24 protein-coding genes are annotated in these 25,433 nt (G+C 71.4%); 6 read left to right on the forward strand and 18 right to left on the reverse strand.

Annotation, left to right across the window (positions count from 1 at the left end; genetic code table 11):
• Window positions 1–30 precede the first annotated feature (30 nt).
• From AAH979_RS16480 to AAH979_RS16490, 3 genes are all read right to left on the reverse strand, one after another.
• Window positions 31–795, reverse strand: a complete 765-nt coding sequence (locus AAH979_RS16480; protein WP_346259017.1) for an enoyl-CoA hydratase/isomerase family protein — start codon at window positions 793–795, stop codon at window positions 31–33.
• 46 nt (window positions 796–841) lie between these two features.
• The gene (locus AAH979_RS16485) at window positions 842–1,069 is read right to left on the reverse strand and encodes a helix-turn-helix domain-containing protein (RefSeq protein WP_007462679.1); all 228 of its coding nucleotides are present in this window, start codon (window positions 1,067–1,069) and stop codon (window positions 842–844) included.
• A 557-nt stretch (window positions 1,070–1,626) separates the two neighbouring features.
• Complete coding sequence (locus tag AAH979_RS16490; protein ID WP_346258976.1) at window positions 1,627–3,234, reverse strand: ABC-F family ATP-binding cassette domain-containing protein; 1,608 nt, start codon at window positions 3,232–3,234, stop codon at window positions 1,627–1,629.
• Window positions 3,235–3,477: 243 nt separating this feature from the next.
• Here AAH979_RS16490 and AAH979_RS16495 point away from each other — a divergent pair, with 243 nt between their 5' ends.
• Window positions 3,478–4,389, forward strand: coding sequence for a neutral zinc metallopeptidase (locus tag AAH979_RS16495; protein WP_346258977.1), 912 nt, complete (start codon window positions 3,478–3,480; stop codon window positions 4,387–4,389).
• Window positions 4,390–4,413: 24 nt separating this feature from the next.
• On the opposite strand, the gene AAH979_RS16500 is transcribed toward AAH979_RS16495, so the two are convergent.
• Both AAH979_RS16500 and AAH979_RS16505 read right to left on the reverse strand, forming a co-directional pair.
• Window positions 4,414–5,061: an acVLRF1 family peptidyl-tRNA hydrolase gene (locus tag AAH979_RS16500; protein ID WP_346258978.1), complete on the reverse strand. Its 648-nt coding sequence runs from the start codon at window positions 5,059–5,061 to the stop codon at window positions 4,414–4,416.
• A gap of 160 nt (window positions 5,062–5,221) precedes the next feature.
• On the reverse strand, window positions 5,222–5,848 hold the full coding sequence (locus AAH979_RS16505) for a LysE family transporter (RefSeq protein WP_346258979.1): 627 nt from the start codon (window positions 5,846–5,848) through the stop codon (window positions 5,222–5,224).
• 260 nt (window positions 5,849–6,108) lie between these two features.
• Here AAH979_RS16505 and AAH979_RS16510 point away from each other — a divergent pair, with 260 nt between their 5' ends.
• Window positions 6,109–8,985, forward strand: a complete 2,877-nt coding sequence (locus AAH979_RS16510) for a penicillin acylase family protein (RefSeq protein ID WP_346258980.1) — start codon at window positions 6,109–6,111, stop codon at window positions 8,983–8,985.
• A 39-nt stretch (window positions 8,986–9,024) separates the two neighbouring features.
• Here AAH979_RS16510 and AAH979_RS16515 read toward each other — a convergent pair whose 3' ends face one another.
• The 10 genes from AAH979_RS16515 to AAH979_RS16560 form a co-directional block, all read right to left on the reverse strand.
• Entirely contained in the window at window positions 9,025–9,537 is a 513-nt protein-coding gene (locus tag AAH979_RS16515; protein ID WP_346258981.1) for a DUF559 domain-containing protein, read from the reverse strand.
• Complete coding sequence (locus tag AAH979_RS16520; RefSeq protein ID WP_346258982.1) at window positions 9,489–9,980, reverse strand: hypothetical protein; 492 nt, start codon at window positions 9,978–9,980, stop codon at window positions 9,489–9,491. Before AAH979_RS16520 ends, AAH979_RS16515 begins: the two co-directional genes overlap by 49 nt.
• Before the next feature lie 82 nt (window positions 9,981–10,062).
• Window positions 10,063–10,440 (reverse strand): metal-sulfur cluster assembly factor, encoded by a 378-nt coding sequence (locus AAH979_RS16525; protein WP_318399293.1) that lies wholly within the window; start codon window positions 10,438–10,440, stop codon window positions 10,063–10,065.
• Window positions 10,437–10,925 (reverse strand): Fe-S cluster assembly sulfur transfer protein SufU, encoded by a 489-nt coding sequence (gene sufU / locus AAH979_RS16530; RefSeq protein WP_346258983.1) that lies wholly within the window; start codon window positions 10,923–10,925, stop codon window positions 10,437–10,439. Before sufU ends, AAH979_RS16525 begins: the two co-directional genes overlap by 4 nt.
• Window positions 10,925–12,229 carry a cysteine desulfurase gene (locus AAH979_RS16535; protein ID WP_346258984.1) on the reverse strand — a complete coding sequence of 435 codons (1,305 nt, stop codon included), beginning with the start codon at window positions 12,227–12,229 and terminating at the stop codon, window positions 10,925–10,927. Before AAH979_RS16535 ends, sufU begins: the two co-directional genes overlap by 1 nt.
• 22 nt (window positions 12,230–12,251) lie before the next feature.
• On the reverse strand, window positions 12,252–13,025 hold the full coding sequence (gene sufC, locus AAH979_RS16540) for a Fe-S cluster assembly ATPase SufC (RefSeq protein WP_346258985.1): 774 nt from the start codon (window positions 13,023–13,025) through the stop codon (window positions 12,252–12,254).
• On the reverse strand, window positions 13,022–13,351 hold the full coding sequence (locus AAH979_RS16545; protein WP_318399289.1) for a non-heme iron oxygenase ferredoxin subunit: 330 nt from the start codon (window positions 13,349–13,351) through the stop codon (window positions 13,022–13,024). The genes sufC and AAH979_RS16545 overlap by 4 nt, the downstream gene beginning before the upstream one ends.
• Complete coding sequence (gene sufD / locus AAH979_RS16550; protein ID WP_346258986.1) at window positions 13,351–14,508, reverse strand: Fe-S cluster assembly protein SufD; 1,158 nt, start codon at window positions 14,506–14,508, stop codon at window positions 13,351–13,353. The genes AAH979_RS16545 and sufD overlap by 1 nt, the downstream gene beginning before the upstream one ends.
• A 55-nt stretch (window positions 14,509–14,563) precedes the next feature.
• Complete coding sequence (gene sufB / locus AAH979_RS16555; RefSeq protein ID WP_346258987.1) at window positions 14,564–15,994, reverse strand: Fe-S cluster assembly protein SufB; 1,431 nt, start codon at window positions 15,992–15,994, stop codon at window positions 14,564–14,566.
• The gene (locus AAH979_RS16560; RefSeq protein WP_346259018.1) at window positions 15,991–16,692 is read right to left on the reverse strand and encodes a metalloregulator ArsR/SmtB family transcription factor; all 702 of its coding nucleotides are present in this window, start codon (window positions 16,690–16,692) and stop codon (window positions 15,991–15,993) included. Before AAH979_RS16560 ends, sufB begins: the two co-directional genes overlap by 4 nt.
• Window positions 16,693–16,862: 170 nt before the next feature.
• Here AAH979_RS16560 and AAH979_RS16565 point away from each other — a divergent pair, with 170 nt between their 5' ends.
• Window positions 16,863–17,813, forward strand: a complete 951-nt coding sequence (locus AAH979_RS16565) for a COX15/CtaA family protein (protein ID WP_346258988.1) — start codon at window positions 16,863–16,865, stop codon at window positions 17,811–17,813.
• A gap of 138 nt (window positions 17,814–17,951) precedes the next feature.
• Here AAH979_RS16565 and AAH979_RS16570 read toward each other — a convergent pair whose 3' ends face one another.
• The 3 genes from AAH979_RS16570 to AAH979_RS16580 form a co-directional block, all read right to left on the reverse strand.
• Window positions 17,952–18,863, reverse strand: a complete 912-nt coding sequence (locus AAH979_RS16570) for a hypothetical protein (protein WP_346259019.1) — start codon at window positions 18,861–18,863, stop codon at window positions 17,952–17,954.
• Between the two features lie 5 nt (window positions 18,864–18,868).
• A complete protein-coding gene (locus AAH979_RS16575) occupies window positions 18,869–19,204 on the reverse strand; it encodes a hypothetical protein (protein ID WP_346258989.1) in 336 nt (111 codons plus the stop codon).
• A 195-nt stretch (window positions 19,205–19,399) separates the two neighbouring features.
• Complete coding sequence (locus tag AAH979_RS16580) at window positions 19,400–20,347, reverse strand: heme o synthase (protein ID WP_346258990.1); 948 nt, start codon at window positions 20,345–20,347, stop codon at window positions 19,400–19,402.
• Between the two features lie 397 nt (window positions 20,348–20,744).
• On the opposite strand from AAH979_RS16580, the gene AAH979_RS16585 reads away from it, so the two are divergent.
• The 3 genes from AAH979_RS16585 to tal all read left to right on the forward strand — a co-directional run bounded on the left by AAH979_RS16585 (window position 20,745) and on the right by tal (window position 25,431).
• Window positions 20,745–21,524: a hypothetical protein gene (locus AAH979_RS16585; RefSeq protein ID WP_346258991.1), complete on the forward strand. Its 780-nt coding sequence runs from the start codon at window positions 20,745–20,747 to the stop codon at window positions 21,522–21,524.
• A 562-nt stretch (window positions 21,525–22,086) separates the two neighbouring features.
• Window positions 22,087–24,225, forward strand: coding sequence for a transketolase (gene tkt / locus AAH979_RS16590; RefSeq protein ID WP_346258992.1), 2,139 nt, complete (start codon window positions 22,087–22,089; stop codon window positions 24,223–24,225).
• 15 nt (window positions 24,226–24,240) lie between these two features.
• On the forward strand, window positions 24,241–25,431 hold the full coding sequence (gene tal / locus AAH979_RS16595) for a transaldolase (RefSeq protein WP_346258993.1): 1,191 nt from the start codon (window positions 24,241–24,243) through the stop codon (window positions 25,429–25,431).
• Window positions 25,432–25,433: the final 2 nt, after the last annotated feature.

The raw sequence follows: 25,433 nt of genomic DNA on the forward strand, positions 1-25,433 counted from the left end.
CGGCTGACCACGCAGCCGTCGGGCTCCAGCCTATTCGCCGGCTCCGACAAGATCGCGCATCCGCCGGGCCTGCGCCTCGCGCTCGGCCCGCTGCTGCTCCGCCGGAGAGCGCCCGGAGGCGCCGGCGAGCAGCGCCTTGATCTCCACCACCGCGTCCCGGTTGCCGCTCAGGATCGCCGCGGTCAGGTCCTGGACCGCCGCGTCGAGATCGTCCGGCGGCACGACCACGGTGGCCAGGCCGAGCCGCTCCGCCTCGGCCGCGTCGATCCGCCGCCCGGTCACGCAGATCTCCAGGGCCCGGGCGTAGCCGACCAGGTCCACCAGCCGCTTGGTGCCGGCGAGATCGGGCACCAGGCCGAGGGTGACCTCGGCCATCGCGAACGTGGCGTCGGAGGCCAGCACCCGCAGGTCGCAGGCGAGTGCGAGCTGGAAGCCAGCCCCGATGGCGTGCCCCTGCACCGCCGCGATCGAGATCAGGTCGGGCCGGTGCAGCCAGGTGAAGCCGGCCTGGAAGCCGGCGATCCGCTCGGCACACTCCTCCGGCGGCAACGCGGCCATCTCGGCCAGCGAGTTCTCCGCCCCGGACCGGCCGGTCGCCACCGAGAGGTCGAGCCCGGCAGAGAAGGCCCGACCTTCGCCCCGTACCACCACGACACGTACGTCGCCCGGGAGGTCCCGGGAGAAGTCGCGCATCGCCCGCCACATCTGTGGGGTCTGTGCGTTGAGTACGTCGGGCCGGCACAACGTCAGTGTCGCGACCGGCCCGTCGCAGTTGAGTCGTACGCCGACGGTCACGAAGACGTCCGTGGGCGTACGGGTCCGGACCACGCTGCTGAGCGGGTCACGCCTTCTTCCGACGACGCGCGCCGCCACGCTGACGAAGCTGTACACCAGACTCGGTGAGCACCCGGTGGATGAACCCGTAGGAACGGCCGGTCGAGGCCGCCAGGGCGCGGATGCTTTCGCCGGAGGTATACCGCTTGACCAGGTCCTTGGCGAGCGTCTGGCGCTCGGCTCCGACGATCCGGCGACCCTTCTCAGTGCTGGTGGCTGTGCCAGTGGCTGCCATGTTGATTCCTCACGTCCCAGACTGTGCGGTTCGATACGGTCCCACCTATTAGACCGCCTCGAACGATCATGCGCTAGATATCAACTCTTCGCCAACCGACACGCACAGCAGTGTCAGTTTCCCGATTGAGTGATTGCGCCACCGAGGCCGTCCACACCCACCATCCGAGCTTCCGCCGCACGTCAGCAGGGATTTCGAGCCGCGGCCGTCCGGTCGCGACCCGGGCCGGCGCGGTTTTCTCGGCCCTCGGTCGAGTTTCCTTCCACGCAACGGGAGTTTCGCCTCATCATCCGGCGAGTTTCGTTCTTCCGACGTCAAGTTTCGGCTCCCGTCGGGGAGAGTTTCGTGCCCGGCTCGGATTCCGTAGGGGCGGATTCCGCAGAATGGTGTTCCGGTCCGCGCAGTGTCGTCTGTGGCTCGCCGCCGGCAAACCCCGCGACATTGTCGTACTGACCGTCCTCTTGGTCACGTCGTCACCAGCGAGACCGTACCGATCCCGGCAGATCGTCGTCGGTCAGTACCCGGAATCCCGCCGCCGGCCGGCGGCGGGACCGCCGCTAGGCCAGCTCGACCAACTCGAGCAGGTCGTCGCTCCAGGCATCCTCGTCGCCGTCGGGCAGCAGGATCGCCCGGTCGGGCTTGAGCGCCAGCACCGCGCCCGGATCGTGGGTGACCAGTACGATCGCCCCCGGATAGCGGGCGATCGCGTCGAGCACCTGCTCCCGGCTCACCGGGTCGAGGTTGTTGGTCGGCTCGTCCAGCAGCAGCACGTTCGCGCCCGAGCAGACCAGGGTGGCCAGCGCCAGCCGGGTCTTCTCGCCGCCGGAGAGCACCCCGGCGGGCTTGTCCACGTCGTCGCCGGAGAAGAGGAACGCGCCGAGGATCTTGCGCAGGTCGGTGTCGGACTGCTCGCTGGCGGCGCTGCGCATGTGGTCCAGCACGCTGCGGTCCACGTCGAGGGTCTCGTGCTCCTGCGCGTAGTACCCCAGCCGCAGCCCGTGGCCCGGCCGGACCTCGCCGGTGTCCGACTCCAGCAGCCCGCCGAGGATCCGCAGCAGGGTGGTCTTGCCTGCGCCGTTGAGCCCGAGGATCGCGACCCGGGAGCCCCGGTCGACGGCGACGTTGACGTCGGTGAAGATCTCCAGCGAGCCGTACGACTTGGAGAGCCCGGTGGCGGTCAGCGGCGTCTTGCCGCACGGCGCCGGGCTGGGGAACCGGACCTTGGCCACCTTGTCGGCGACCCGGGCCTCCTCCAGCCCGGAGAGCAGCTTCTCGGCCCGGCGGGCCATGTTCTGCGCGGCCACCGTCTTGGTCGCCTTGGCCCGCATCTTGTCGGCCTGGGCCATCAGCGCGCCGGCCTTCTTCTCGGCGTTGGCCCGCTCCCGGCGGCGGCGGCGCTCGTCGGTCTCCCGCTGCTCCAGGTATTTCTGCCAGCCGACGTTGTAGACGTCCACCACCGAGCGGGTGGCGTCCAGGAACCAGACCTTGTTGACCACGGCCTCCAGCAGCGAGGCGTCGTGGCTGATCACGATCAGCCCGCCCTTGTGCGCGGCGAGGAAGCCACGCAGCCAGGTGATCGAGTCGGCGTCCAGGTGGTTGGTCGGCTCGTCGAGCAGCAGGATCCCGCCGCCGTTCTCGGCCGCGTCCCGGAACAGGATCCGGGCCAGCTCGACCCGGCGGCGCTGACCGCCGGAGAGGGTGCCGATGGTCTGCGCGAGGACCCGATCGGGCAGGCCGAGGTTGGCGCAGATCCGCGCCGCCTCCGCCTCGGCGGCGTACCCGCCGAGGGAGGCGAACTGGTCCTCCAGCGCACCGTACCGGCGGACCAGCCGGTCGTCGCCGGTGCCCTCGGCGAGCTGCTCCTCGATCTCCTTCATCCGGGCCATCAGCACGTCCAGCCCCCGGGCGGAGAGCACCCGGTCCCGCGCGGTGACCCCCAGGTCGCCGGTACGCGGGTCCTGCGGCAGGTAGCCGACCTGGCTGCGCCGGTCGATCTGCCCGGAGTAGGGCTGGCCCTTGCCGGCCAGCACCTTCAGGGTGGTGGTCTTGCCGGCGCCGTTTCGGCCGACCAGGCCGATCCGGTCGCCGGGCTGGACCCGCAGCGTGGTGTCGGACAGCAGGATCCGGGCGCCGGCACGGAGTTCCAGGCCGCTCGCAGTGATCATGTCGGAGGACTCGCTCTCGGGGTCGAAGGCTGACTCAGGGCACACGAACGAGCCGGCGGACCACGGATCCGTCGGCTCGGGGCGTTCAGCCTTCGCAGAGCAGCACGGTCCGATTGTACCGGGCGGGCGGCGGGACCCGGGACCGGATTACCGATCAAGATCACGGGGTATCGACAAACCGCGACATCGGGCACGAGCAGGCATCGAGCGAGGCATCGGCGATCAGGGCGATCGGGGTACGTGATGGAGCTCAACGAGGACGCACGGATCGATACCAGTCAGGTGGAGGACCGGCGTGGGTCCGGCGGCGGGCTGGCCGGCATCCCCATCCCGACCGGCGGTGGCCGGGGCGGCGTGGTCGGCCTGATCATCGCCGTCCTGGTCACCCTGGTCGGCGGCGGCTTCGGGGTGAGCCAGCTCACCGGCGGGGGCGGCGAGGAGCAGGGCGACAACACCGCGCTCGAGCAGCGGTGCCAGGCCGATGACGCGCTGGGCCAGCTCGACTGCCGCAACACCCTCTACGTCAACTCCATCCAGGCGTACTGGCAGCGGGCGATGCCGCAGCACTTCGACCGGCCGTACCAGGAATCCGACACGGTCTTCTTCGCGCAGGCGGTGAGCACCGGCTGCGGGCAGGCCGACTCCGGGGTCGGGCCGTTCTACTGCCCGCTCGACGACCAGGTCTACATCGACCTGAGCTTCTACCGGGTACTCGCCGAGCAGCTCGGCGCCCCCGGCGAGTTCGCCCAGCCGTACGTGCTGGCGCACGAGTACGGCCACCACGTGCAGGACCTGCTCGGCACCGAGCAACGGGTACGCGACCAGCGGCAGGCCAGCCCCGACGAGGCCAACCGGCTCTCGGTGCTGCTGGAACTCCAGGCGGACTGCTACGCCGGCGCCTGGGCCCGCAACGCCACCGGCACCGCCGACGACCGGGGCGTGAAGATCTTCACCAGCCTCACCGAGCGGGACATCCAGGAGGGGCTGGACACGGCGGCGGCGATCGGCGACGACGCGATCCAGCGGAGGTCCGGCGGCCGGATCGACGAGTCGCAGTTCACCCACGGCAGCTCGGCTGACCGGCAGAAGTGGTTCGGCACCGGCTACTCCAGCGGCGACCCGACCTCCTGCGACACCTTCGGCACCGCCCGCTGACCATTCCGCCGCAGGTATCGCCGGCTAGGGATCGCGGACCAGCACGCGGACCGCCCGGGCGGCGGAGATCGCGTCGACCAGTACGGTGTGCCGGGGTTCGGGTACGTCGAGCAGCCGCTCGGCCCGCAGCGCCGCCACCGGGGCCAGCCGCCGGTCGGCCAGGATGGTCTCCACCGCCCGCCGGTCGCCACCGGCCACCACGGCGGCGAGCCGGCCGGCCTCGGGCAGCAGCAGCCGGACGGCCAGCTCCGCCCCGTCGGCCGCGGCGGCCTTCGCCTGGTTGTCCCGGCGCCGGGCGAACCGCTGCTGTGACCAGCCGCCGGCCGCGGTGCGGCCCTGCACGTACCGGCTGTCCACCTTGGAGACGACGAGGCGGTCGCCCTCGGCGACGCCGACCGCCACCGCACCCTTGCGGGCCAGCAGCAGGCCCAGCCGCCGGGGTGCCGCGACCTGCGCCGCGAAGGTGGGCAGGTCGTCCGGGGCGGGCACGCCCGGCGGCGGATGCAGCACCGCGAGCGTGCCGTCCGGAGCGGTCAGCCGCAGCCCGTCCGGGCCGGCGTCGACCGCCGGCGGCCCGCCGTGTCGCTCGGCGAAGCCGTCGAGCCAGCGGGCGAGCCGGGCCGGGGGCACGTCCACCCAGCGGCCGCCGCCGGCAGCGGGTCGGCTGTTCACCCCCGAACGGTACGACGTCCACCGCCGGCACCCGGCCGCCGGGTCCGCCCGTGCCATGAGTTCCGGGAACGGTCGCACCCCGCCGCGGGTCCGACCCGTCCGCTGGTTTCTGGCACAGCTCCCGCCCGGAGAACGTCGGGCGAGCGACCGCAGGTCCCGGTCAGCGCAGCAGCAGGTGGACGGCGAGCGCGGCGATCAGGGCGCTGGAGACGAGGGCGGTGCCCAGCCTCCCCCGGGGTCCGGAGAGCACCCGGCCGATGAGCGAACCACCGGAGGCGACCAGTAGCTGCCAGCTCGCCGAGGCGACGAACGCGGCGAACACGAAGACCACCTCCGCACCGCCCGACCAGTCGGTGGCGGCCCGCCGGCCGAGCACCAGCGCGGCGAAGTAGAGGATCGTCATCGGGTTCAGCAGGGTCAGCGCCAGCAGCCCGCCGTACGCCCGCAGTGGCGTGCCCAGGCTCCGGTCGGTCCTGGCCGCCCGGCCCGGGTCGGTCCGGTGCCGGACGGCGCCCCAGGCGCCCGTACCGGCCAGCAGCAGCAGTACGCCGACCGCGACCCAGCGCAGCGGCTCGGCGATCGGCTCGATCAGGCCGGCCAGCGCGGCGCCGCCGAGCACCGCGACGGCCGCGTAGAGCCCGTCGGCGGTGGCGACCCCGAGCGCGGCGGCGGCGCCGACCCGGATCGAGGTACGCGCGGTCAGTCCGATCACGAGAATGGCGATGGCGCCGACCGGTATGGCGACGCCGTATCCGGCGAGCAGGCCGGCGACGAGCGCGTCGGTCACGACGGTGCCGCGCTGATCGACGCCAACCGGGTGCGCTTCCGCTGTCGCCGGGCGGCCCGGTCGGGCACGGCGACGGAAACGGAGGTCCACGAGACAGGCGTGATCACGGAACGATTCTGGCCGGTCGCGGGGCCGGTCGCGACGGATTATCCGCCAGTGCCGCACCGCCGATCCAGGACTATCTATCGGCCCGGCGAACTCGTTACCATCCGGTAGCCGAATGTTGCTCACATTCGCTCGTACCGTCGGAAGGATCCCCGATGGCCCACCGTCCCCGCCGCCGCGCCGCCGCCGGGATCGCGGTGCTCAGCGCGGCCGTGCTCGCGTTCACCGCCGCACCGGCACCGGCCGCACCGCCGCCCGGCCCGGCCGCCGGTCCCGCCGCCGCGCCGGCCAGCACCGCCTTCGCGGCCGGCGACTACTGCCTGGGCGAGTGCGCCGACATCCTGCCGCCGGGCCAGAACGGCAATGCCACCCTGGTCGAGGTGCTGGCCAACCAGGCGCTCGGGGTGCTGCCCCGGCACGCCGGCGACCAGCTCGACCGGTACGCCAGCCTGGTCTACGGGTACGCCGGGCTGCGTGAGGAGCAACTCGGCGCCTTCTTCAACGACGCCTCCTTCGGCGTGCCGCCCGGTCAGGTCGAACGCAGCTACTCGCCGCGCGCCGACGTCACCGTCGTGCGGGACCGGGCGACCGGCGTCCCGCACGTCACCGGCACCACCCGGGGCGGCACCATGTTCGGCGCCGGTTACGTCGGCGCGGAGGACCGGCTCTTCACCATGGACCTGCTCCGGCACGTCGGCCGGGGCACCCTCACCCCGTTCGCCGGCGGGGCACCGGGCAACCGGGCTCTCGAACAGAGCGTCTGGCGGAACTCGCCGTACACCGAGGCGGACCTCGCGGCCCAGGTGGCCGCGCTGCGCCAGCGGGGTCCCCGGGGCGAGCAGCTCTACGCCGACGTGCAGGAGTACATCGCCGGGATCAACGCCTACATCCGGCACTGCATGGCCAACCGCAACTGCCCCGGCGAGTACGTGCTGACCGGGCACCTGGACGCGATCACCAACGCGGGTGGGCCGGAGCCGTTCCAACTGACCGACCTGATCGCGATCTCCGGCGTGGTCGGCGGGCTGTTCGGCGGCGGTGGCGGGCACGAGATGCAGTCGGCGCTGGTCCGGATCGCCGCCCGGGCGAAGTACGGGCCGGTCGAGGGTGACCGGGTGTGGACCGCGTTCCGGATGCAGAACAACCCGGAGACGGTGCTGACCCTGCACGACGGGCAGAGCTTCCCGTACGGCAACGCCGACCCGGACGCGCCCAGCGTGGTGCTGCCGGACCCGGGCTCGGCCCGGCCGGAGGCGGTCACCGCCAACCCCACCGGGTCGGCCCGGCAGGCCACCGGCGGACCGTCGGAGCTGGCCGCCGCGCTGTCGGGGCTGACCATCACGCCACGGGGGATGTCGAACGCCGCCGTGATCTCCGGTGCGCACTCGGCCACCGGCCACCCGATCGCGGTCTTCGGCCCGCAGACCGGCTACTTCGCGCCGCAACTGCTGATGGTGCAGGAGTTGCAGGGGCCGGGGATCAGCGCCCGGGGGGCGGCGTTCGCCGGGGTCAACCTCTACGTACTGCTCGGCCGGGGCCAGGACTACGCCTGGAGCGCCACCTCGGCCACCCAGGACATCACCGACACCTACGCGGTGCCGCTCTGCACCACCGACGGCAGCGCACCGACGCTGGCCAGCAACTTCTACCGCTATCGCGGCCAGTGCCTGGCGATGGAGGAGATCTCGCACGTCAACTCCTGGCGGCCGACCGTCGCTGACGGCACGGCGGCCGGCTCGTACACGATGATCGCCCGGCGGACCAGGCTGGGGCTGGTGGCGTGGCGGGGCACGGTCGGCGGGGTGCCGCACGCGTTCACCCAGCTCCGGTCGACGTACCGGCACGAGGCCGACTCGGCGATCGGGTTCCAGATGTTCAACGACCCCGCCGCGATGGGCTCCGCCGCCCAGTTCACCGCCGCGGCGTCCGAGATCGGGTACGCCTTCAACTGGTTCTACGTCAACTCGCGCCAGGCGGCGTACGCCAACTCCGGGCTGAACCCGGTGCGGGCCGCCGGATCGAACCCGAACCTGCCGATCCGGGCCGAGCCGGCGTACGAGTGGCAGGGCTTCGACCCGGCCACCAACACCGCGAACTACCACCCGGCGTCGGCGCACCCGAACTCGGTCGACCAGGACTACTACGTGAGCTGGAACAACAAGCAGGCCGCCGACTACGGCGCGGCGGACGGCAACTTCAGCTTCGGCCCGGTGCACCGGGGCGACCTGCTGGACAAGCCGATCCGGGCGGCGATCGAGGCCGGGCAGAAGTTCGACCGCGCCTCGCTGACCGCGCTGGTGCAGCGGGCCGGCCTCACCGACCTGCGCGGGATCGAGGTACTCGACGAACTGGTCCGGGTGCTGGAGAGCCAACCGGTCGGCGACGCCGGCCTGGCCGGGGTGATCGGCCGGCTGAAGGCGTGGCGGCAGGCCGGGGCGCTGCGGGTGGAGACCTCGGCCGGCGCGAAGACGTACCAGCACGCCGAGGCGATCCGCGTCTTCGACGCCTGGTGGCCGTTGCTGGTCCGGGGCCAGTTCGCCGGGCCGCTCGGCGGCGACCTCTACCAGACGCTGGTCAACGCGATGCAGATCAACGAGTCCCCCTCCGGGCACCAGCAGGGCGACACCCCGGGCCTGCCTGGTTCGGCCGCCGCCGCCCAGACGCACAAGGGCTCGTCCTTCCAGTACGGCTGGTGGGGTTATGTCGATGCCGACCTGCGGGCGGTGCTCGGCGAGCCGGTGTCCGGCGGGCTCGGCCGGACGTACTGCGGCGACGGGAGCCTGGCCGCCTGCCGGCAGATCCTGCTGGACACCCTGCGCACCGCCGCCGCCCAGCCGGCCGCCGAGGTCTATCCCGGCGACGCGCACTGCGCCGCCGGGGACCAGTGGTGCGCCGACGCCATCGTGCAGTCCCCGCTGGGCGGGATCCGGCACGCCAGCATCGCCTGGCAGAACCGGCCGACGTACCAGCAGGTGGTCTCCTTCCCGGCCGCTCGCGGCAACGGCCCTGCCGCCCCGTACCCCCGCCGGTAGATCTTGACGATTTGTTGTCGTTCCGGCAGCAACAAGTCGTCAAGATCTATGGGTTGTCGGGCGCCAGCCGGCGGTGGTGAGGGCGCGGTGGAGTTGGGTGGCGACTTCGGCGGGGTGGTGGCGGATTTGGTGGGCGGAGAAGCGGAGTAGGCGGTCGCCGTCGAGCCACACGTCGTTCTGCCGGCGCATGTCCGCCTCCCAGTGGCGTACCTGCATGTGGTGCGCACCGTCGACCTCGACGTGCAGCCGCCAACGCCGCCAGTACGCGTCCAGATAGCGCACCCGACCGCTGGCATCCCGCCGCCGTTCCTGGAGGTCGGGCCGGGGTAGCTGGTAGCGCCGGCAGAGCCGGACGAAATCGATCTCGGACAGCGCTTCCGCGCCGCCTTCGGCATCCCGGGCGGTCTCCCGCACCAACGCCCGGCGACGGGCTCGGGGTAGTTCCTCGACCACCTTGATGATCTCCCCTGGCAGCACCAGGCGCTGCTGGCACCCGGCCGCGATCACCGACCGTGCCTCGTCGTCGGTACGCGCCCAGCCGGCCGCGTCCACCAGCGAGCGGTACTGGTCCGTCTCGGACGCGCCGCCTGCACCTGATCCGGCGGCAGTGACCTGGTCCGGTGCACCCGCACCCCGGGCATCCCGGGCGCGAGCCGGCGACGTGCGGTCGAGCTGCTGTGCCCCTCCGGCACCAGTACGTCGATCGGCTCCGGCCGGAACCCCCGCAGTCCCGCCTCGGCGGCTGCGCTCAGGCCGGCGAGCACGGCGTCGGATCCGACCGACAACACCGCCACCCAGAGTTGCTGGGCCCGGGTCAGCTCACCCGGATGCGCCACCAGTACGCCACGGCACCATCGCCGCCACCGCCCCGCCGCCAGCAGATGCCGCACCTTCGCGGGCGACAGCGCCCGACTGGCCTGCCCCCACGTCACCACCTGTGACTGCTCGAACAGCAGCCACTCCCACTCGCTGCCCTCGTCCCCCGGCATCCGCACCGGGGAAGTCCACCGGAGATGTTGACGAGTTGTTGTCGTTCCCGCGACAACAACTCGTCAAGATCTGCGACAGGCGGGCCGCTCAGACGTTGAAGCCGAGGGCGCGGAGCTGGTCGCGGCCCTCATCGGTGATCTTGTCGGGGCCCCACGGCGGGAGCCAGACCCAGTTGATCCGGATGTCGTTGACGAGGCCGCCGCCGGGGCCGGTGGTCAGCGCCTGCCGGGCCTGGTCCTCGATCACGTCGGTCAGCGGGCAGGCCGCCGAGGTGAGCGTCATGTCCAGGGTCGCGACGTTCTCGTCGTCCACGTGCACCCCGTAGACCAGACCGAGGTCGACCACGTTGATGCCCAGCTCGGGGTCGACGACGTCCTTCATCGCCTCTTCGATGTCGGCGACCGCGGCCCTGCCGGTCGACCCCGTCGACTCGGCCGACGCGGTCGTCGTGTCCTGATCAGTCATGCCGTCTTCACCTCGCTCCGCTCGTTACTGTCCTCGTTGCCGGCCTCGACGTCCACTCCGGCCCGGGCCGCGGCATCCTTGAACGCCATCCAGGGCAGCAGCGCGCACTTCACCCGCGCCGGATAGCGGGCCACCCCGGCGAACGCCACCGCGTCGCCGAGGAGTTCCTCGTCCGGGGTCACCTGCCCGCGCCCGGACATCAGCTCGACGAACGCGGCGTGCACCGCGAACGCGTCCCCGGTCTGTCTGCCGGTGAGCAGCTCGTGCAGCACGCTCGCCGACGCCTGGCTGATCGAGCAGCCGAGGCCGTCGTACGAGACGTCACTGAGCGTGCCGTCGTCCAGGGCGACCCGGACGGTCACCTCGTCGCCGCAGGTGGGGTTGACGTGGTGCGCCTCGGCGGCGTACGGCCCGCGCAGCCCGCGCCCGTGCGGATGCTTGTAGTGATCCAGGATGATCTCCTGGTAGAGCTGGTCGACCTGCATTACCCGAACACCTTCCGTACCTGTTCCAGCCCGCGCACCAGGGCGTCGACCTCGCTGGTCGTGGTGTACAGGTAGAACGAGGCGCGGGTCGTCGCCGGTACGCCGAACCGGACGCAGACCGGTCGCGCACAGTGATGGCCGACCCGCACCTCGATGCCCTCGGCGTCCAGCACCTGACCCACGTCGTGCGGGTGGATGCCGTCCAGCGCGAACGAGATCGTCCCGCCCCGGCCGACCGGCACCGACGGACCGAAGATCCGCAACCCGGGCACGGTCTCCAGGGCGTCCAGCGCGTACGCGGTCAGTTCCTTCTCGTGCCACTGGATCGCCTTCATGCCGATCCCGGAGAGGTAGTCCACCGCCGCGCCCAGCGCCACCGCCTCGGCGATCGGCGGGGTACCCGCCTCGAACCGGGCCGGCGGCGGCGCGTAGGTCGAGCCGGTCATCGCGACCGTCTCGATCATCGATCCGCCGCCGAAGACCGGCGGCATCGCGGCCAGCAGCTCGCCCCGGCCCCAGAGCACCCCGATCCCGCTCGGCCCGCACATCTTGTGCCCGGTGAACGCGATGAAGTCGGCGTCCAGGTCGACCACGTCGACCGGCAGGTGCGGCACCGACTGCGAGCAGTCGAGCAGCAGCAGCGCGCCGACCTGCCGGATCCGCTCGGTGATCCGGGCGGTGGCGTTGATCGTGCCGAGGATGTTGGACATGTGCACGATCGAGACCAGTTTGGTCCGCTCGTTGACCAGCTCCTCCAGCCCGGACTCGTCGAGCCGGCCGCTGTCGGTGACCGGGAACCAGCGCAGCGTGGCGCCGGTCCGCTCGCAGAGGAGCTGCCACGGCACGATGTTGGAGTGGTGCTCCATCTCCGAGATCACGATCTCGTCGCCGGGGCCGAGCCGGAACCTCGGGTCACCGCCCGCGCCGAGCGAGGCGTTGGAGAAGGCGTACGCGACCAGGTTGATCGCCTCGGTGGAGTTCTTGGTGAACACCACCTCGTCCGGGCTCGGCGCGTTGACGAAGGTCGCCACCTTCGCCCGGGCCCCCTCGTACGCCTCGGTCGCCTCCGTCCCGACGGTGTGCACCGAGCGGGAGACGTTGCCGTTGTGCCGCTCGTAGTGCTCGCGCAGCGCGTCCAGCACCTGCCGGGGCTTCTGCGAGGTGTTCGCGCTGTCGAGGTAGACCATCGGGTGGCCGTTGACCTCGCGCCCCAGGATCGGGAAGTCGGCGCGTACCGCCTCGACGTCGTAGCGCGGCACGTCGTCGTACTGTGGCATCCCCGGCGGGATCGCGATGCTGGTCATCTCGACGGTGCCCTTCCGGTTCTCAGGCCCGGGCCGTGCCGGCGCCGGCGACGTACCGCTCGTAGCCCTCGGCCTCGAGCTTCTCGGCCAGCTCCGGGCCGCCCTGCTCGACGATCCGCCCCGCCACGAAGACGTGCACGAAGTCCGGCGTGATGTAGCGGAGGATCCGGGTGTAGTGGGTGATCAGCAGCAGCCCGGTCTCGCCGGTCTCGCGGACCCGGTTGACGCCCTCGCTGACCACCCGCAGGGCGTCGATGTCCAGCCCGGAGTCGGTCTCGTCGAGGATCGCCACCTTCGGCTTGAGCAGCTCGAGCTGCACGATCTCGTGCCGCTTCTTCTCACCGCCGGAGAAGCCCTCGTTGACGTTGCGCTGGGCCATCGCCGGGTCCATCTGGAGCCGCTCCATCGCGCCGCGCAGCTCGCCGGCCCAGGTGCGGAGTTTCGGCGCCTCGCCGTCGATCGCGGTCTTCGCGGTGCGCAGGAAGTTCGCCACCGACACCCCGGGCACCTCGACCGGGTACTGCATGGCGAGGAAGAGGCCGGCCCGGGCCCGCTCGTCCACGGCCATCGAGAGCACGTCCTGACCGTCCAGCAGCACCTCGCCGCCGGTGATCTCGTACTTCGGGTGCCCGGCGATCGAGTACGCCAGGGTCGACTTGCCGGACCCGTTCGGGCCCATGATCGCGTGGGTCTCCCCCGCCCGCACGGTGAGGTCGACCCCGGCCAGGATCGGCTTCAGCTCGCCCTCGGGCAGCCGGACCGACACCTGCAGGTCACGGATCTCCAGAACGCTCATGGTGCGGTAACTCCATTGCTCGGTGTGAGACTCAGGTAGATGTCGCCGTCGCGGATCTCGACGGGGTAGACGGGTACGGGTTCGGTCGCGGGCAGCCCGGTCGGCTCGCCGGTACGCAGGTCGAAGCGGGATCCGTGCAGCCAGCACTCCAGGGTGCAGCCGTCGACCTCGCCCTCGGAGAGCGCCACGGCGGCGTGCGAGCACTCGTCGCGTACGGCATAGAAGTTGCCGTCCTCGGCGTGCACGACGGCGATCTCGGTGCCGTCCACGTCGGCGGAGATGACGCTGCCCTTCGGCACGTCCTCGGTCGAACAGATCCGGATCATCAGGAGCCAGCCTTCATCAGCCGGGTCTCGATCTGCTCGCCGAGCCGGTTCCGCAGCTCCTCGGCCGGGATCTTGTTGAGCAGTTCGGCGAAGAAGCCCCGGACCACCAGCTTGCGCGCCTCGTCCTCGGGAATGCCCCGAGCCATCAGGTAGAAGAGCTGCTCGTCGTCGAAGCGCCCGGTCGCGCTGGCGTGCCCGGCGCCGGCCACCTCACCGGTCTCGATCTCCAGGTTGGGTACCGAGTCGGCGCGGGCGCCGTCGGTCAGCACCAGGTTCCGGTTGATCTCGTACGTGTCGGTGCCGGTCGCGGCGGCCCGGATCAGCACGTCGCCGACCCAGACGGTGTGCGCGCTGACGCCCTGCAACGCGCCCCGGTAGCCGACGTAGCTGCGGCAGTCCGGCACGCTGTGGTCGACCATCTGCCGGTGCTCCAGGTGCTGCCCGGCGTCGGCGAAGTAGAGGCCGTACAGCTCGGCCTCGCCGCCCCGGCCGGTGTATTCCACGCTGGTGTACTGCCGGACCAGCTCGCCGCCGAGGCTCACCTGGATGTGCGTCACCTTGGCGTCCCGGCCGAGCCGGACCTTGAGGTGCTGGGCCTGCACCGCGTCCGGCGCCCAGTCGGCGACGGTGACCAGGGTCAGCTTCGCGCCCTCGTCGACCGCGACCTCGACGTTGTCGGCCAGGGTCACCGAACCGGTCTGCTCCAGCACCAGCGTCACCTCGGCGAACCGGCCGACGTCGACGAAGGTGTGCCCGAAGGAGGCGCCGTCGGCGCCCTGCCCGACCAGCCGGACGGTGACCGGCTGGGCCGGCCGGGTCTCCGGGGCCACCGCCACGACCACCGCCTCGCCGGCCCGGCCGTGCGCCAGCGCGCTGATCCGGTCGAACGGGGTCAGCACGCTGCCGATCCGGGTGTCACCCTCGTGCACGCCGCCGAAGGTCACCCCGTCCGGCAGCGCGGCGACCTCGTAGCGCAGCCGGCCGTCGACCGGGCTGAACGTGTCGTCGGCCAGGCCGCGCAGCCGCTTCAGCGGGGTGAACCGCCACTCCTCCTCCATGCCGGTCAGGGCCGGGAAGTCGCGGACGTCGTAGGAGCGGAGCGTCTGCGCCTTTGTCTGCGCGACCGGCGCGGCGGGCGCGAATGCTTCGGTAGTCATCTCTTCCTTGGTCTTGTCTGGCGAGGTCCGAGGCGGGATGCGGCGGCGGCCGGCGTCAGCCGACCGCGCCCTCCATCTGCAGCTCGATCAGCCGGTTGAGCTCCAGCGCGTACTCCATCGGGAGTTCCTTGGCGATCGGCTCGATGAAGCCGCGCACGATCATCGCCATCGCCTCGTCCTCGGTCATGCCCCGGCTCATCAGGTAGAAGAGCTGGTCCTCGCTGACCTTGGAGACGGTCGCCTCGTGCCCCATCGCCACGTCGTCCTCGCGGATGTCGACGTACGGGTAGGTGTCCGACCGGGAGATGGTGTCGACCAGCAGCGCGTCGCACTTGACGGTGCTCTTGCTGTGGTGCGATCCCTCCAGCACCTGGACCAGGCCACGGTAGGACGTCCGCCCACCGGCCCGGGCGATCGACTTGGAGACGATCGTGCTGGAGGTGTGCGGCGCGGCGTGCACCATCTTGGCGCCGGCGTCCTGGTGCTGGCCCTCGCCGGCCATCGCCACCGAGAGCACCTCGCCCTTGGCGTGCTCGCCGGTCATCCAGACCGCCGGGTATTTCATCGTCACCTTGGAGCCGATGTTGCCGTCGATCCACTCCATGGTCGCACCCTCGTGGCAGACCGCCCGCTTGGTGACCAGGTTGTAGACGTTGTTCGACCAGTTCTGGATGGTCGTGTAGCGGCAGCGGGCGTTCTTCTTGACGACGATCTCCACGACCGCGCTGTGCAGCGAGTCGGAGGAGTAGATCGGCGCGGTGCAGCCCTCGACGTAGTGCACGTACGCGCCCTCGTCGACGATGATCAGGGTCCGCTCGAACTGGCCCATGTTCTCGGTGTTGATCCGGAAGTACGCCTGGAGCGGGATCTCCACCTGCACGCCCTTCGGCACGTAGATGAAGGAGCCGCCGGACCAGACCGAGGTGTTCAGCGCGGCGAACTTGTTGTCGCCGACCGGGATCACCGTGCCGAAGTACTCCTTGAAGAGGTCCTCGTGCTCCTTGAGCGCGGTGTCGGTGTCCAGGAAGACGACGCCCTGCTCCTCCAGGTCCTCACGGATCTTGTGGTAGACCACCTCGGACTCGTACTGGGCGGCGACACCGGCGACCAGCCGCTGCTTCTCGGCCTCCGGGATGCCCAGCTTGTCGTAGGTGTTCTTGATGTCCTCGGGCAGGTCCTCCCAGCTCGCGGCCTGCTTCTCGGTGGACCGTACGAAGTACTTGATGTTGTCGAAGTCGATCCCGCCGAGGTCGGCACCCCAGTTCGGCATCGGCTTGCGGCCGAACAGCCGCAGCCCCTTGAGCCGGAGGTCGAGCATCCAGGCGGGCTCGTTCTTCTTGGCGGAGATGTCCCGGACCACCGCCTCGTTGAGGCCGCGCTGGGCAGCGGCGCCGGCAACGTCGGAGTCGGCCCAGCCGTACTCGTAGCGTCCCAGGGCGGCGAGCTGCTCCTCCTGCGTCATGGGCTGGACGATCTGCTCGGTCATCTATCTGTCCTCACACTGCTGGCGGAAGGTTTGGGCTGGGTCGGGATGTGCGTGGTGCACACCCCGTCGCCGTGGGCGATGGTGGCGAGCCGCTGCACGTGGGTGCCGACCAGGCGGGAGATGACCGCCGTCTCGGCCTCGCACAGCTGGGGAAACTCCGCGGCCACGTGGGCCACCGGGCAGTGGTGCTGGCACAACTGCCCGCCGGAGGCGATCGTGGACGCGTTGGCAGCGTATCCCTCGGCGGTCAGCGCCCCGGCGAGTGCCTCGGCCCTGGCCAGCGGGTCGTCCCCGGCGCCCTCCATGGCGGCCCGGCAGCGGGCCTCCAGCGCCGCGACCTGCTCGGCGGCGAAGGCGTCGACCGCGTCCGGCCCGCCGTACCGGGAGATCCAGCGCAGCGCGGCGGTGGCCATCCCGTCGTAGGTGTGGGTGCCGCAGCGGCGCCGGCCGGAGTCGGTGAGCCGGAAGATCCTGGCCGGCCGGCCGCGACCGCGCTGACCCCGGACGACCTGGTCACGGGCGATCACGTCGCCGTCGGCGAGCATCGCGTCCAGGTGGCGGCGGATCGCCGCCGGGCTGAGCCCCAGCTCCGCGCCGAGCTGCGCGGCGGTGGCCGCACCGTGCTCCAGCAGCAACTGGGTCACCCGGTCCCGGGTCGGGCGGCCCTCCGGACCGGCGACCCCAGCGGCGGCGGCCACGGCGGAACCGGCGACCGGATCGGTCACCCGCTCCTGCTCCGAACACGCCGCCAGGTTTTTCACTACGCCAACGTTACGTATTTCGTCCGCGGTCCGCAAACCCGGTGTCCGGTGATCCAGACCACCGGACGGCGGACGCGCCGTCCAGCATGATCACATTTGCACGTACCATGGCCGGCGTGAGCCGATTCGGCGAATTTTCTGGCAAACCCACCCTATCGCGACTGGCCCTCGCCTCCGTGGTGGGCAACGTGCTGATCGTCGGCACCGGCGGCGCGGTCCGGCTGACCAAGTCCGGGCTCGGCTGCCCCACCTGGCCCCGCTGCACCGACTCCTCGTACGTGGCGACCGCCGAGATGGGCGTGCACGGGGCGATCGAGTTCGGCAACCGGCTGCTCACCTTCGCGCTCGCCGCCGTGGTCATCGCCGCGATGGTCGCCGCCTGGCGGCAGCGCCCCGCCCGCCGAGGGCTCCGGCTGCTCAGCGTCGGTGCCGCGTTCGGCATCCCGGCACAGGCGGTGATCGGCGGGATCACCGTGCTCACCGACCTGAACCCGTGGGTGGTCGGGCTGCACTTCCTCGCCTCGATGGCGGTGATCGCGGCCGCGTACGCGTTCTGGCGCCGGACCCTCGAACCGGACGGACCGGCCCGGCCGACCGTACCGGCACCGCTGCGTACGCTCGCCTGGCTCACCGCCGGGGTGGCCGCCGCCGTACTGGTGGTCGGCACCTGGGTGACCGGCAGCGGCCCGCACTCCGGCGACTCTGGGGCGGCCCGCAACGGCCTGGACCCGGAGACCATCTCCCAGGTGCACGCCGACACCGTCTTCCTGCTCGTGGGCCTCTCCGTCGCGATCTGGTTCGCGTTCCGCGCGGTCGGCGCGCCGGCCGGCGCGGTCCGGGCGGCCGGACTGCTCGTGCTCGCCGAACTCGGCCAGGGCCTGATCGGCTTCGTGCAGTACGTCACCGGCCTGCCGGTGGCGCTGGTCGGCGCGCACATGCTCGGCTCCTGCCTGGTCTGGCTCGCCGCCCTCGCGGTGCTCTGGTCGACCCGGGAACGCACCGCCCTCACCGCCCCGCTGAGCCAGGCCCGGCCCGATCTCGTCGGCACGGCGCACTGAACGACGGCCGGCGCGGCACCTGAACGGCCGGCCCGGCGCCGCACCCGACGGCCGGCCCGGCGCCGCACCCGACGGCCGGCCCGGACCCGAACCCGACGGCGGCGAGACGGTCTGGAGCCGAACCCGACGGCGGGACGCTCAGCCCAGCCGGGCGGCGATGGCGTCAGCCAGCCGGCCGGCCGCGCCCGGGTCGTGGGCCAGGAAGAGCGACGGTTCGGTGAGTTCCACCTCGACCAGCACCGGCGCGCCGGCCGGACCCGGAATCAGGTCCACCCGGGCGTAGAGCGGCCGGCCCGGCCCGCCCGGCAGCGCCGCCAGTACCCGCTCGGCAACCGCGATTTCCGGCTCCGCCGGGGTACGCGGGGTGATCTGCTCCGGCCGGAACAGCCCCTCGACGCCGTAGTCCGGGCCGACCAGCATCGGCCCCTTGCGGATCGCGTGGCTGAACCGGAGCCCGTCCGGGCCGGCGACGAAGAGCAGCGAGGTCTCCCCGGCGGTGTCCACGGCGGTCAGGTACGGCTGCACCATCACCCACCGGCCCGCCGCCTGGAGCCGCTTGACGTGTGTGGCGGCGAGCTCCCGGTGCTCCGCGTCGGCCAGGTCGTACCGGCCGGTGTCCAGGCTTCCGGCGCCGACGACGGGCTTGACGACGTACTCGCCGGGCTCCGGCGGGAGCGCCCAGTCGTCGGCGGGATCGAGCCAGGTCGTCGGCACGGTCGGCAGCCCGGCCTCGGCGAGTTCCCGCAGGTAGCGCTTGTCGGTGTTCCAGCGCACCAGGTCGGCCGGGTTGGCCAGCCGGGGCACGGTCTCGGTCCAGGCGACGAACTCGGCGTGCCGGGTCGGGTAGTCCCAGGGCGAGCGGAGCACCGCCAGCGCGTAGCCGGCCCAGTCCACGTCCGGGTCGTCCCAGACTGCCGCCTCGACCCGGATGCCGCGTTCGGCGAGCGGATCCAGCAACAGCCGGTCGTCGGGGTCGAGTCCGGGAAGTTCGCTACAGGTAATGAGTGCGACCCGGGGCTCGCCCCGGGTCGCACGGCTGTTATCGGACAAAACTATCAACGAGCGAAGGTACGCCGAGCCATCGACCGCCAAAGATCGTTACTCGGACGCATCTGGTCCATCAGTTCCCGCTCCCATTCGTTCTCCACGGCTACCCCCGCCTTGGCGCAGGCCAGTCGCGCGACATCGGTGCTCTCCGCGAACTGGTCAGCCCACACGCCGTCCTCCCCCACCAGGACAATGCGTGCGCCCCGCTTGCCGACGTACTCGATGACCGCCTTCGCGCCGCCGTGGCCGGCGGCAAACGACTGGATGCCAGCGACCAGACCGTTGGGGGTCTGACCCGCGACGGTCTGCTCGGCCGTCGGCGTCGTATCGGAACCATCTGCCATAACGCGAAGCCTAAGCAGACTTCGACCGGCACGAGGGGCAGCTACCGATAATTTGTGATGCCGATTACGGTGACGTTTACCGGAGCTACTCACCAGCTTTGGGCGATTTTTCGGTGTATACGCGATTAATTCAAAGCCATCATTCACGTTCAGGTCTGGCAAACGGGACGAACGGGGACGAAGGCCCCGAAACCGTCAGAGCAGCGCGTCGACCGCGACCGCGGCGAAGACGATCGTCAGGTACGTGATCGACCAGTGGAACAGCCGCATCGGCTTGACCGGCCCGCCCCGGGCGGCCCGCTGGCTCAACCGGTGCGCCTCGACGACGAACATCCCGCCCGCCGCCAGCACGGTGAGCCCGTAGACCGGGCCCATGCCGAGCGGCCAGACCAGCACCGACGCCGCCACGGTCAACCAGGTGTAGACGACGATCTCGGTCGTGACCCGGCGGATCGAGGCCACCACCGGCAGCATCGGGATGCCGGCCCGGGCGTAGTCGTCCTTGAACTTGATGGCCAGGGCGTAGAAGTGCGGTAGCTGCCAGAAGAACACCACCGCGAACAGCCCCCAGGCCCGCGGCGCCAGCGAGCCGGTCACCGCCGCCCAGCCGATCAGCACCGGAGCCGAGCCGCAGATCCCGCCCCAGAAGGTGTTCTGCCAGGTCGTCCGCTTCAACCACATCGTGTAGACGAGGTCGTAGTAGACGATGGCGCCCAGGGTCAGCGCGGTGGCCAGCCAGTTGGTGAAGACCGCCATCAGGGTCACCGAGACCACCGCCAGCACCAGCCCGAAGACCAGCGCGCTGCGCGGCGCCACGGTGTGCGTCGGCAGCGGCCGGCGCTTGGTCCGCTTCATCACCTGATCGATGTCGCGGTCGATGTAGCAGTTCAGCGCGTTGGCCGCGCCCGCCGCCAGCGATCCGCCGACCAGCACGACGCCGACCAGCCAGAGCGACGGGATCCCGTCGGCGGCCAGCATCATCGTCGGCACCGTGGAGATCAGCAGCAGCTCGACGATCCGTGGCTTGGTCAGCGCGACGTACGCCCGGATCAGAGCGGCGACGTCCCGGCGCCGGGTCACCTCGCCCGGGGTCCCCGCAGCCGGGGCACCGCCGGTCACGGGGCGCTCGGTGATCATGCTCACGGATTGCCACCTTCCGGCGTCGGGCACACGGGTGATTCGGCTGCGGAGGCAGCGCGGGTGGCGGGCGGCCGAGGGCCAGCACGCCGACCGACAGCCTACGCGTCGTCGTTTTCGCTGCCCGGGCGACCCTTCTTCGGTGCGAACGATCACACTTCCGGCGAACCGCATCGCCGGTGGACGAGACCGGGAGATGGTCGTCCAGACGTGCTGCCCGGTCGCCGCTCGACGCTTGCCGGGTTGTCGTACAGGTGTGCTTGGCTCTGCTCATGCCTCGTCGTCGAGATCCGGCTGCGCCTGCGTCGTGCACCGCACCGCCCGGATCGGTCTACGCCTCACGCCCGGGCAGCGGCGGCGGTGTTTCGGCCTGTTGCGCTCAGCCGGCGACGTGTGGGCGTGCGTGTTGGAGATCAACAACTGGCGGCGAGCCCGCGGAGCCGCGCCGTTGGCGGGTTACCAGGAGTTGTGTCGGGAGTTGACCCGGGCGGGCTCGGGCACATTTGCGGACCTGGACACGACGGGTGCTCGATCCGTGTTGCGCCGGTTCTCCGACGCCTGGTTCGCGGCGGCGAAGCGCCGTGCCGAGGGTGACACTTCCGCCCGGTTCCCGCGCCGTCGACGACTACTGGTGCCGCTGCGCCGGTATCACGGCACCTTCACCCTCCACGGTCGCCGGGCACGGATTCCGACTGCCAAGGACGCTCCACCGTTGTGGCTGCGGCTGGCCCGTGACCTGCCCTACGCGGCCGAGCAGATCCGCTCGGTCACCCTGCTCTACGACGCCGGTCGCATCTTCCTGGACGTCACCGCCGAAGTACCGGTGACCTCGTACGAACCGGGCACTGGCCCGGAGCCTGATCGGGTAGCTGGAGTGGACCTGGGAGTGATCCACCCGTACGCGGTGAGCGGCCCGCATGGACAGGCCCTGCTGGTGTCCGGACGCGCGCTCCGCGCCGAGCACCGCCAGCACCTGACCGACACGAAACACCGCCGCCGGGCGGTCGCCAGGCGGGCACCCGGCCGGGGTGAGCAGGGCTCTCGGCGATGGCGGCATTACCGGCGGCGGGCCCGCCCTGTGGAAGGGCGGCATCGTCGCCGGATCCGACAGGCCCAGCACGAGGCCGCGAAAACTGGTCGCCTGGGCGGTCGAGCAGCGGATCGGGACTCTGAGGGTAGGTGATCCACGGGGCGTCCTGGACATCGATGCGGGCCGCCGGCACAACCTGCGGCTACGCCAATGGCAACTCGGTCGCCTCATCCGGATTTTGGGTGACAAGGCGGCTGCCGCCGGAATTAGGATGCAACTGGTGGACGAGCGAGGGTCGTCATCGACCTGCCCGTCCTGCCTTCGGCGGGTGTCGAAACCCCGAGGGCGGGTCTTCGCCTGCCCACACTGTCAACACCTGGGCCACCGTGACCTGATCGCGGCGGCCATCATCGCCACCCGCACCCCGGGCGGCGGACCCACCGCCTCAAACCCGCCGTTCCGGGTGGGGCGGTCACGCACCGTCGAGCGGCCGACACCTACCGGGTGCGGGCCGGTCCCGGCGTGACTTCCGCCGCCCTTCAGGCGGCGGGGGTCGATTGGCCAGCGGTGGCCCGCCCCACCAGCCGGTGGGGAGTCGCTCGCTCAACAACGCGAGGATCCACACACCACCGGGGGATCCGGTGAACGTTGATGGACACCGCACTAGGGTCATGAGGGAGGGTTCCGCCCATCACGCCGAGGAGCACACACGATCGTGGCTGACAATCGACCCGAGCAAACCTCGCTGAGCTGGTCCGATCTCGACCAGCGTGCCGTCGACACCGTCCGCGTGCTGGCCATGGACGCCGTGGAGAAGTCCGGCAACGGCCATCCGGGTACGGCGATGAGCCTGGCGCCGGCCGCATACCTGCTGTTCAACCGGGTCATGCGGCACGACCCGACGCACCCCGACTGGACCGGGCGGGACCGGTTCGTGCTGTCGGCGGGCCACAGCAGTCTCACCCTCTACATCCAGCTCTACCTCAGCGGGTACGGACTCGGCCTGACCGACCTCAAGGCGCTGCGGCAGTGGGGCTCGCTCACCCCCGGCCACCCCGAGCACGGGCACACCCGGGGCGTCGAGACCACCACCGGCCCGCTCGGCCAGGGGCTCGGCAACGCGGTCGGGATGGCGATGGCCGCCCGCCGCGAGCGCGGCCTGCTGGACCCGGACGCCTCGCCCGGCACCTCCCCGTTCGACCACCACATCTGGTGCATCGCCTCCGACGGCGACATCGAGGAGGGGATCAGCCACGAGGCGAGCGCGCTCGCCGGGCACCAGCGGCTCGGCAACCTGATCCTGATCTACGACGACAACGAGATCTCGATCGAGGACGACACCAGGATCGCCAAGAGCGAGGACGTGGCCGCCCGCTACGAGGCGTACGGCTGGCACGTGCAGACGGTGGACTGGCGCAGCGGTGACGCGGACCAGGGCCACTACCACGAGGACGTCCAGGCGCTGCACGCCGCGCTGCTCGCCGCCAAGGCGGAGACCGGCCGGCCGTCGTTCATCGCGCTGCGCACCATCATCGGCTGGCCGGCGCCGACCAAGCAGAACACCGGCAAGATCCATGGCTCCGCGCTCGGCGCCGACGAGGTTGCCGAGACCAAGAAGCTGCTCGGCTTCGACCCGGCCCAACACTTCGAGGTCGACGACGAGGTGCTGGCGCACGCCCGCCAGGTGCTGGAGCGGGGCCGGGCGGCGCACGCCGAGTGGGACACCGCGTACCAGGCGTGGGCCGACGCCAACCCGGAGGGCAAGGCGCTGCACGACCGGCTGGCCACCCGTACGCTGCCGGCCGGCTGGACCGACGCGCTGCCGGAGTTTCCGGCCGACGCCAAGGGGATCGCCACCCGGGCCGCCTCCGGCAAGGTCCTCCAGGCCCTGGCCCCGGTGCTGCCGGAACTCTGGGGCGGCTCGGCCGACCTGGCCGAGAGCAACAACACCACCATGGAGGGCGAGCCGTCCTTCATCCCCAGCGAGTACGCCACCAAGGCGTTCCCGGGCAACGAGTACGGTCGCACCCTGCACTTCGGCATCCGCGAGCACGCGATGGGTGCGATCCTGAACGGCATCGCGCTGCACGGCGGCACCCGCCCGTACGGCGGCACCTTCCTGGTGTTCAGCGACTACATGCGCCCGGCGGTCCGGCTCGCCGCGCTGATGAAGCTGCCGGTGGTCTACGTCTGGACGCACGACTCGATCGGTCTCGGCGAGGACGGCCCCACCCACCAGCCGGTCGAGCACCTGACCGCGCTGCGCGCCATCCCCGGCCTGGACGTGATCCGGCCGGCCGACGCCAACGAGACCGCCTGGGCCTGGCGGCGGGCGCTGGAGCACACCGACCGGCCGTCGGCGCTGGCGCTGAGCCGGCAGCCGCTGCCGACGCTGGACCGGACCGAGCTGGCCGGCGCCGACCAGACCGTCAAGGGTGGCTACGTGCTGGCCGAGGCGTCGAACGCGCAGCCGCAGGTGATCCTGATCGGCACCGGCTCCGAGGTGCAGCTCTGCCTGGCCGCCCGGGAGCGGCTGGAGGCCGAGGGCACCCCGACCCGGGTGGTCTCGATGCCGTGCCAGGAGTGGTTCCGGGAGCAGGACTCGGCCTACCAGGACGCGGTGCTGCCCCGCGACGTGCGGGCCCGGGTCAGTGTCGAGGCCGGCATCGCGATGTCCTGGCGGGACCTGATCGGCGACAGCGGCGAGGCGGTCAGCCTGGAGCACTACGGCGCGAGCGCACCGCACAGCGTGCTCTTCGAACAGTTCGGATTCACCCCTGACCGGATCGTCGCGGCCGCGCACGCGTCGCTGACCCGGGTGGGCCAGATCACCGGTGAGACCACCGGCAACTGAGGGAGCGTTGCAGACATGACTGACCGGTTGGGTGAGCTCACCGCCGCGGGAGTGGCGGTCTGGCTCGACGATCTTTCAAGGGTGCGGCTGAGTTCGGGCAACCTGGACCAGCTGCGCCGGGAGAAGCACCTGGTCGGGGTGACCACCAACCCGACCATCTTCGCCAAGGCGCTCAGCGACGCGGACGAGTACAACTGGCAACTGCGGGACCTGGCGGTGCGCGGGGTCAGCGTCGAGGAGGCGGTCCGCGCGCTGACCACCTACGACGTGCGGTGGGCCTGCGACGTGATGCGCCCGGCGTACGACAGCAGTGCCGGGGTGGACGGTCGGGTCTCGATCGAGGTGGACCCGCGGCTGGCGTACCAGACCGAGCCGACGGTCGCCGAGGCGAAGGCCCTGTGGTGGCTGATCGACCGGCCGAACCTGTTCATCAAGATCCCGGCGACCGAGGCCGGGCTGCCGGCCATCACCGCGACCCTGGCCGCCGGGATCAGCGTGAACGTCACGCTGATCTTCGGGTTGGAGCGCTACTCGCAGGTGATGGAGGCGTTCCTGGCCGGCCTGGAGCAGGCGTTGGCGAACGGGCACGACCTGTCCAAGATCGCCTCGGTGGCCTCGTTCTTCGTCTCCCGGGTCGACACCGAGGTGGACAAGCGGCTGGACAAGCTCGGCGGCGGTGCCGGCCGGCCGGATCTGGCCGCGCTGAAGGGCAAGGCGGCGGTCGCCAACGCGCAGCTCGCGTACGAGCGGTACTCCGAGGTCTTCTCCTCGGACCGCTGGCAGGCGCTGGCCGACGCCGGCGCCCACCCGCAGCGCCCGCTCTGGGCCTCCACCTCCACCAAGAACCCGGAGTACCGGGACGTGATCTACGTCGAGGAGCTGATCGCCCCCGGCACCGTCAACACCATGCCCGAGCCGGTGATCGACGCCTTCGCCGAGCACGGCGAGATCCGCCCGGACACCGTCACCGGCGCCTACTCGGAGGCCCGGGAGGTCTTCACCGGGCTGGCCGCGGCCGGCGTCGACTTCGACGACGTGATCGCCACCCTGGAGCGGGAGGGCGTGGAGAAGTTCGAGGCGAGCTGGCTGGAGCTGCTGGACGGGGTCCGCAAGTCGCTGGAGGCCGCCGCGCAGGGCGCCGGCGAGCCGAACCAGGCCGCCGGGGAGAACGCCGAGGCGGCCCTCCGGGCCGGAGGCAACGCGTGACC

The sequence above is a fragment of the Plantactinospora sp. ZYX-F-223 genome (assembly GCF_039649625.1).
Taxonomy (GTDB): Bacteria; Actinomycetota; Actinomycetes; order Mycobacteriales; family Micromonosporaceae; genus Plantactinospora.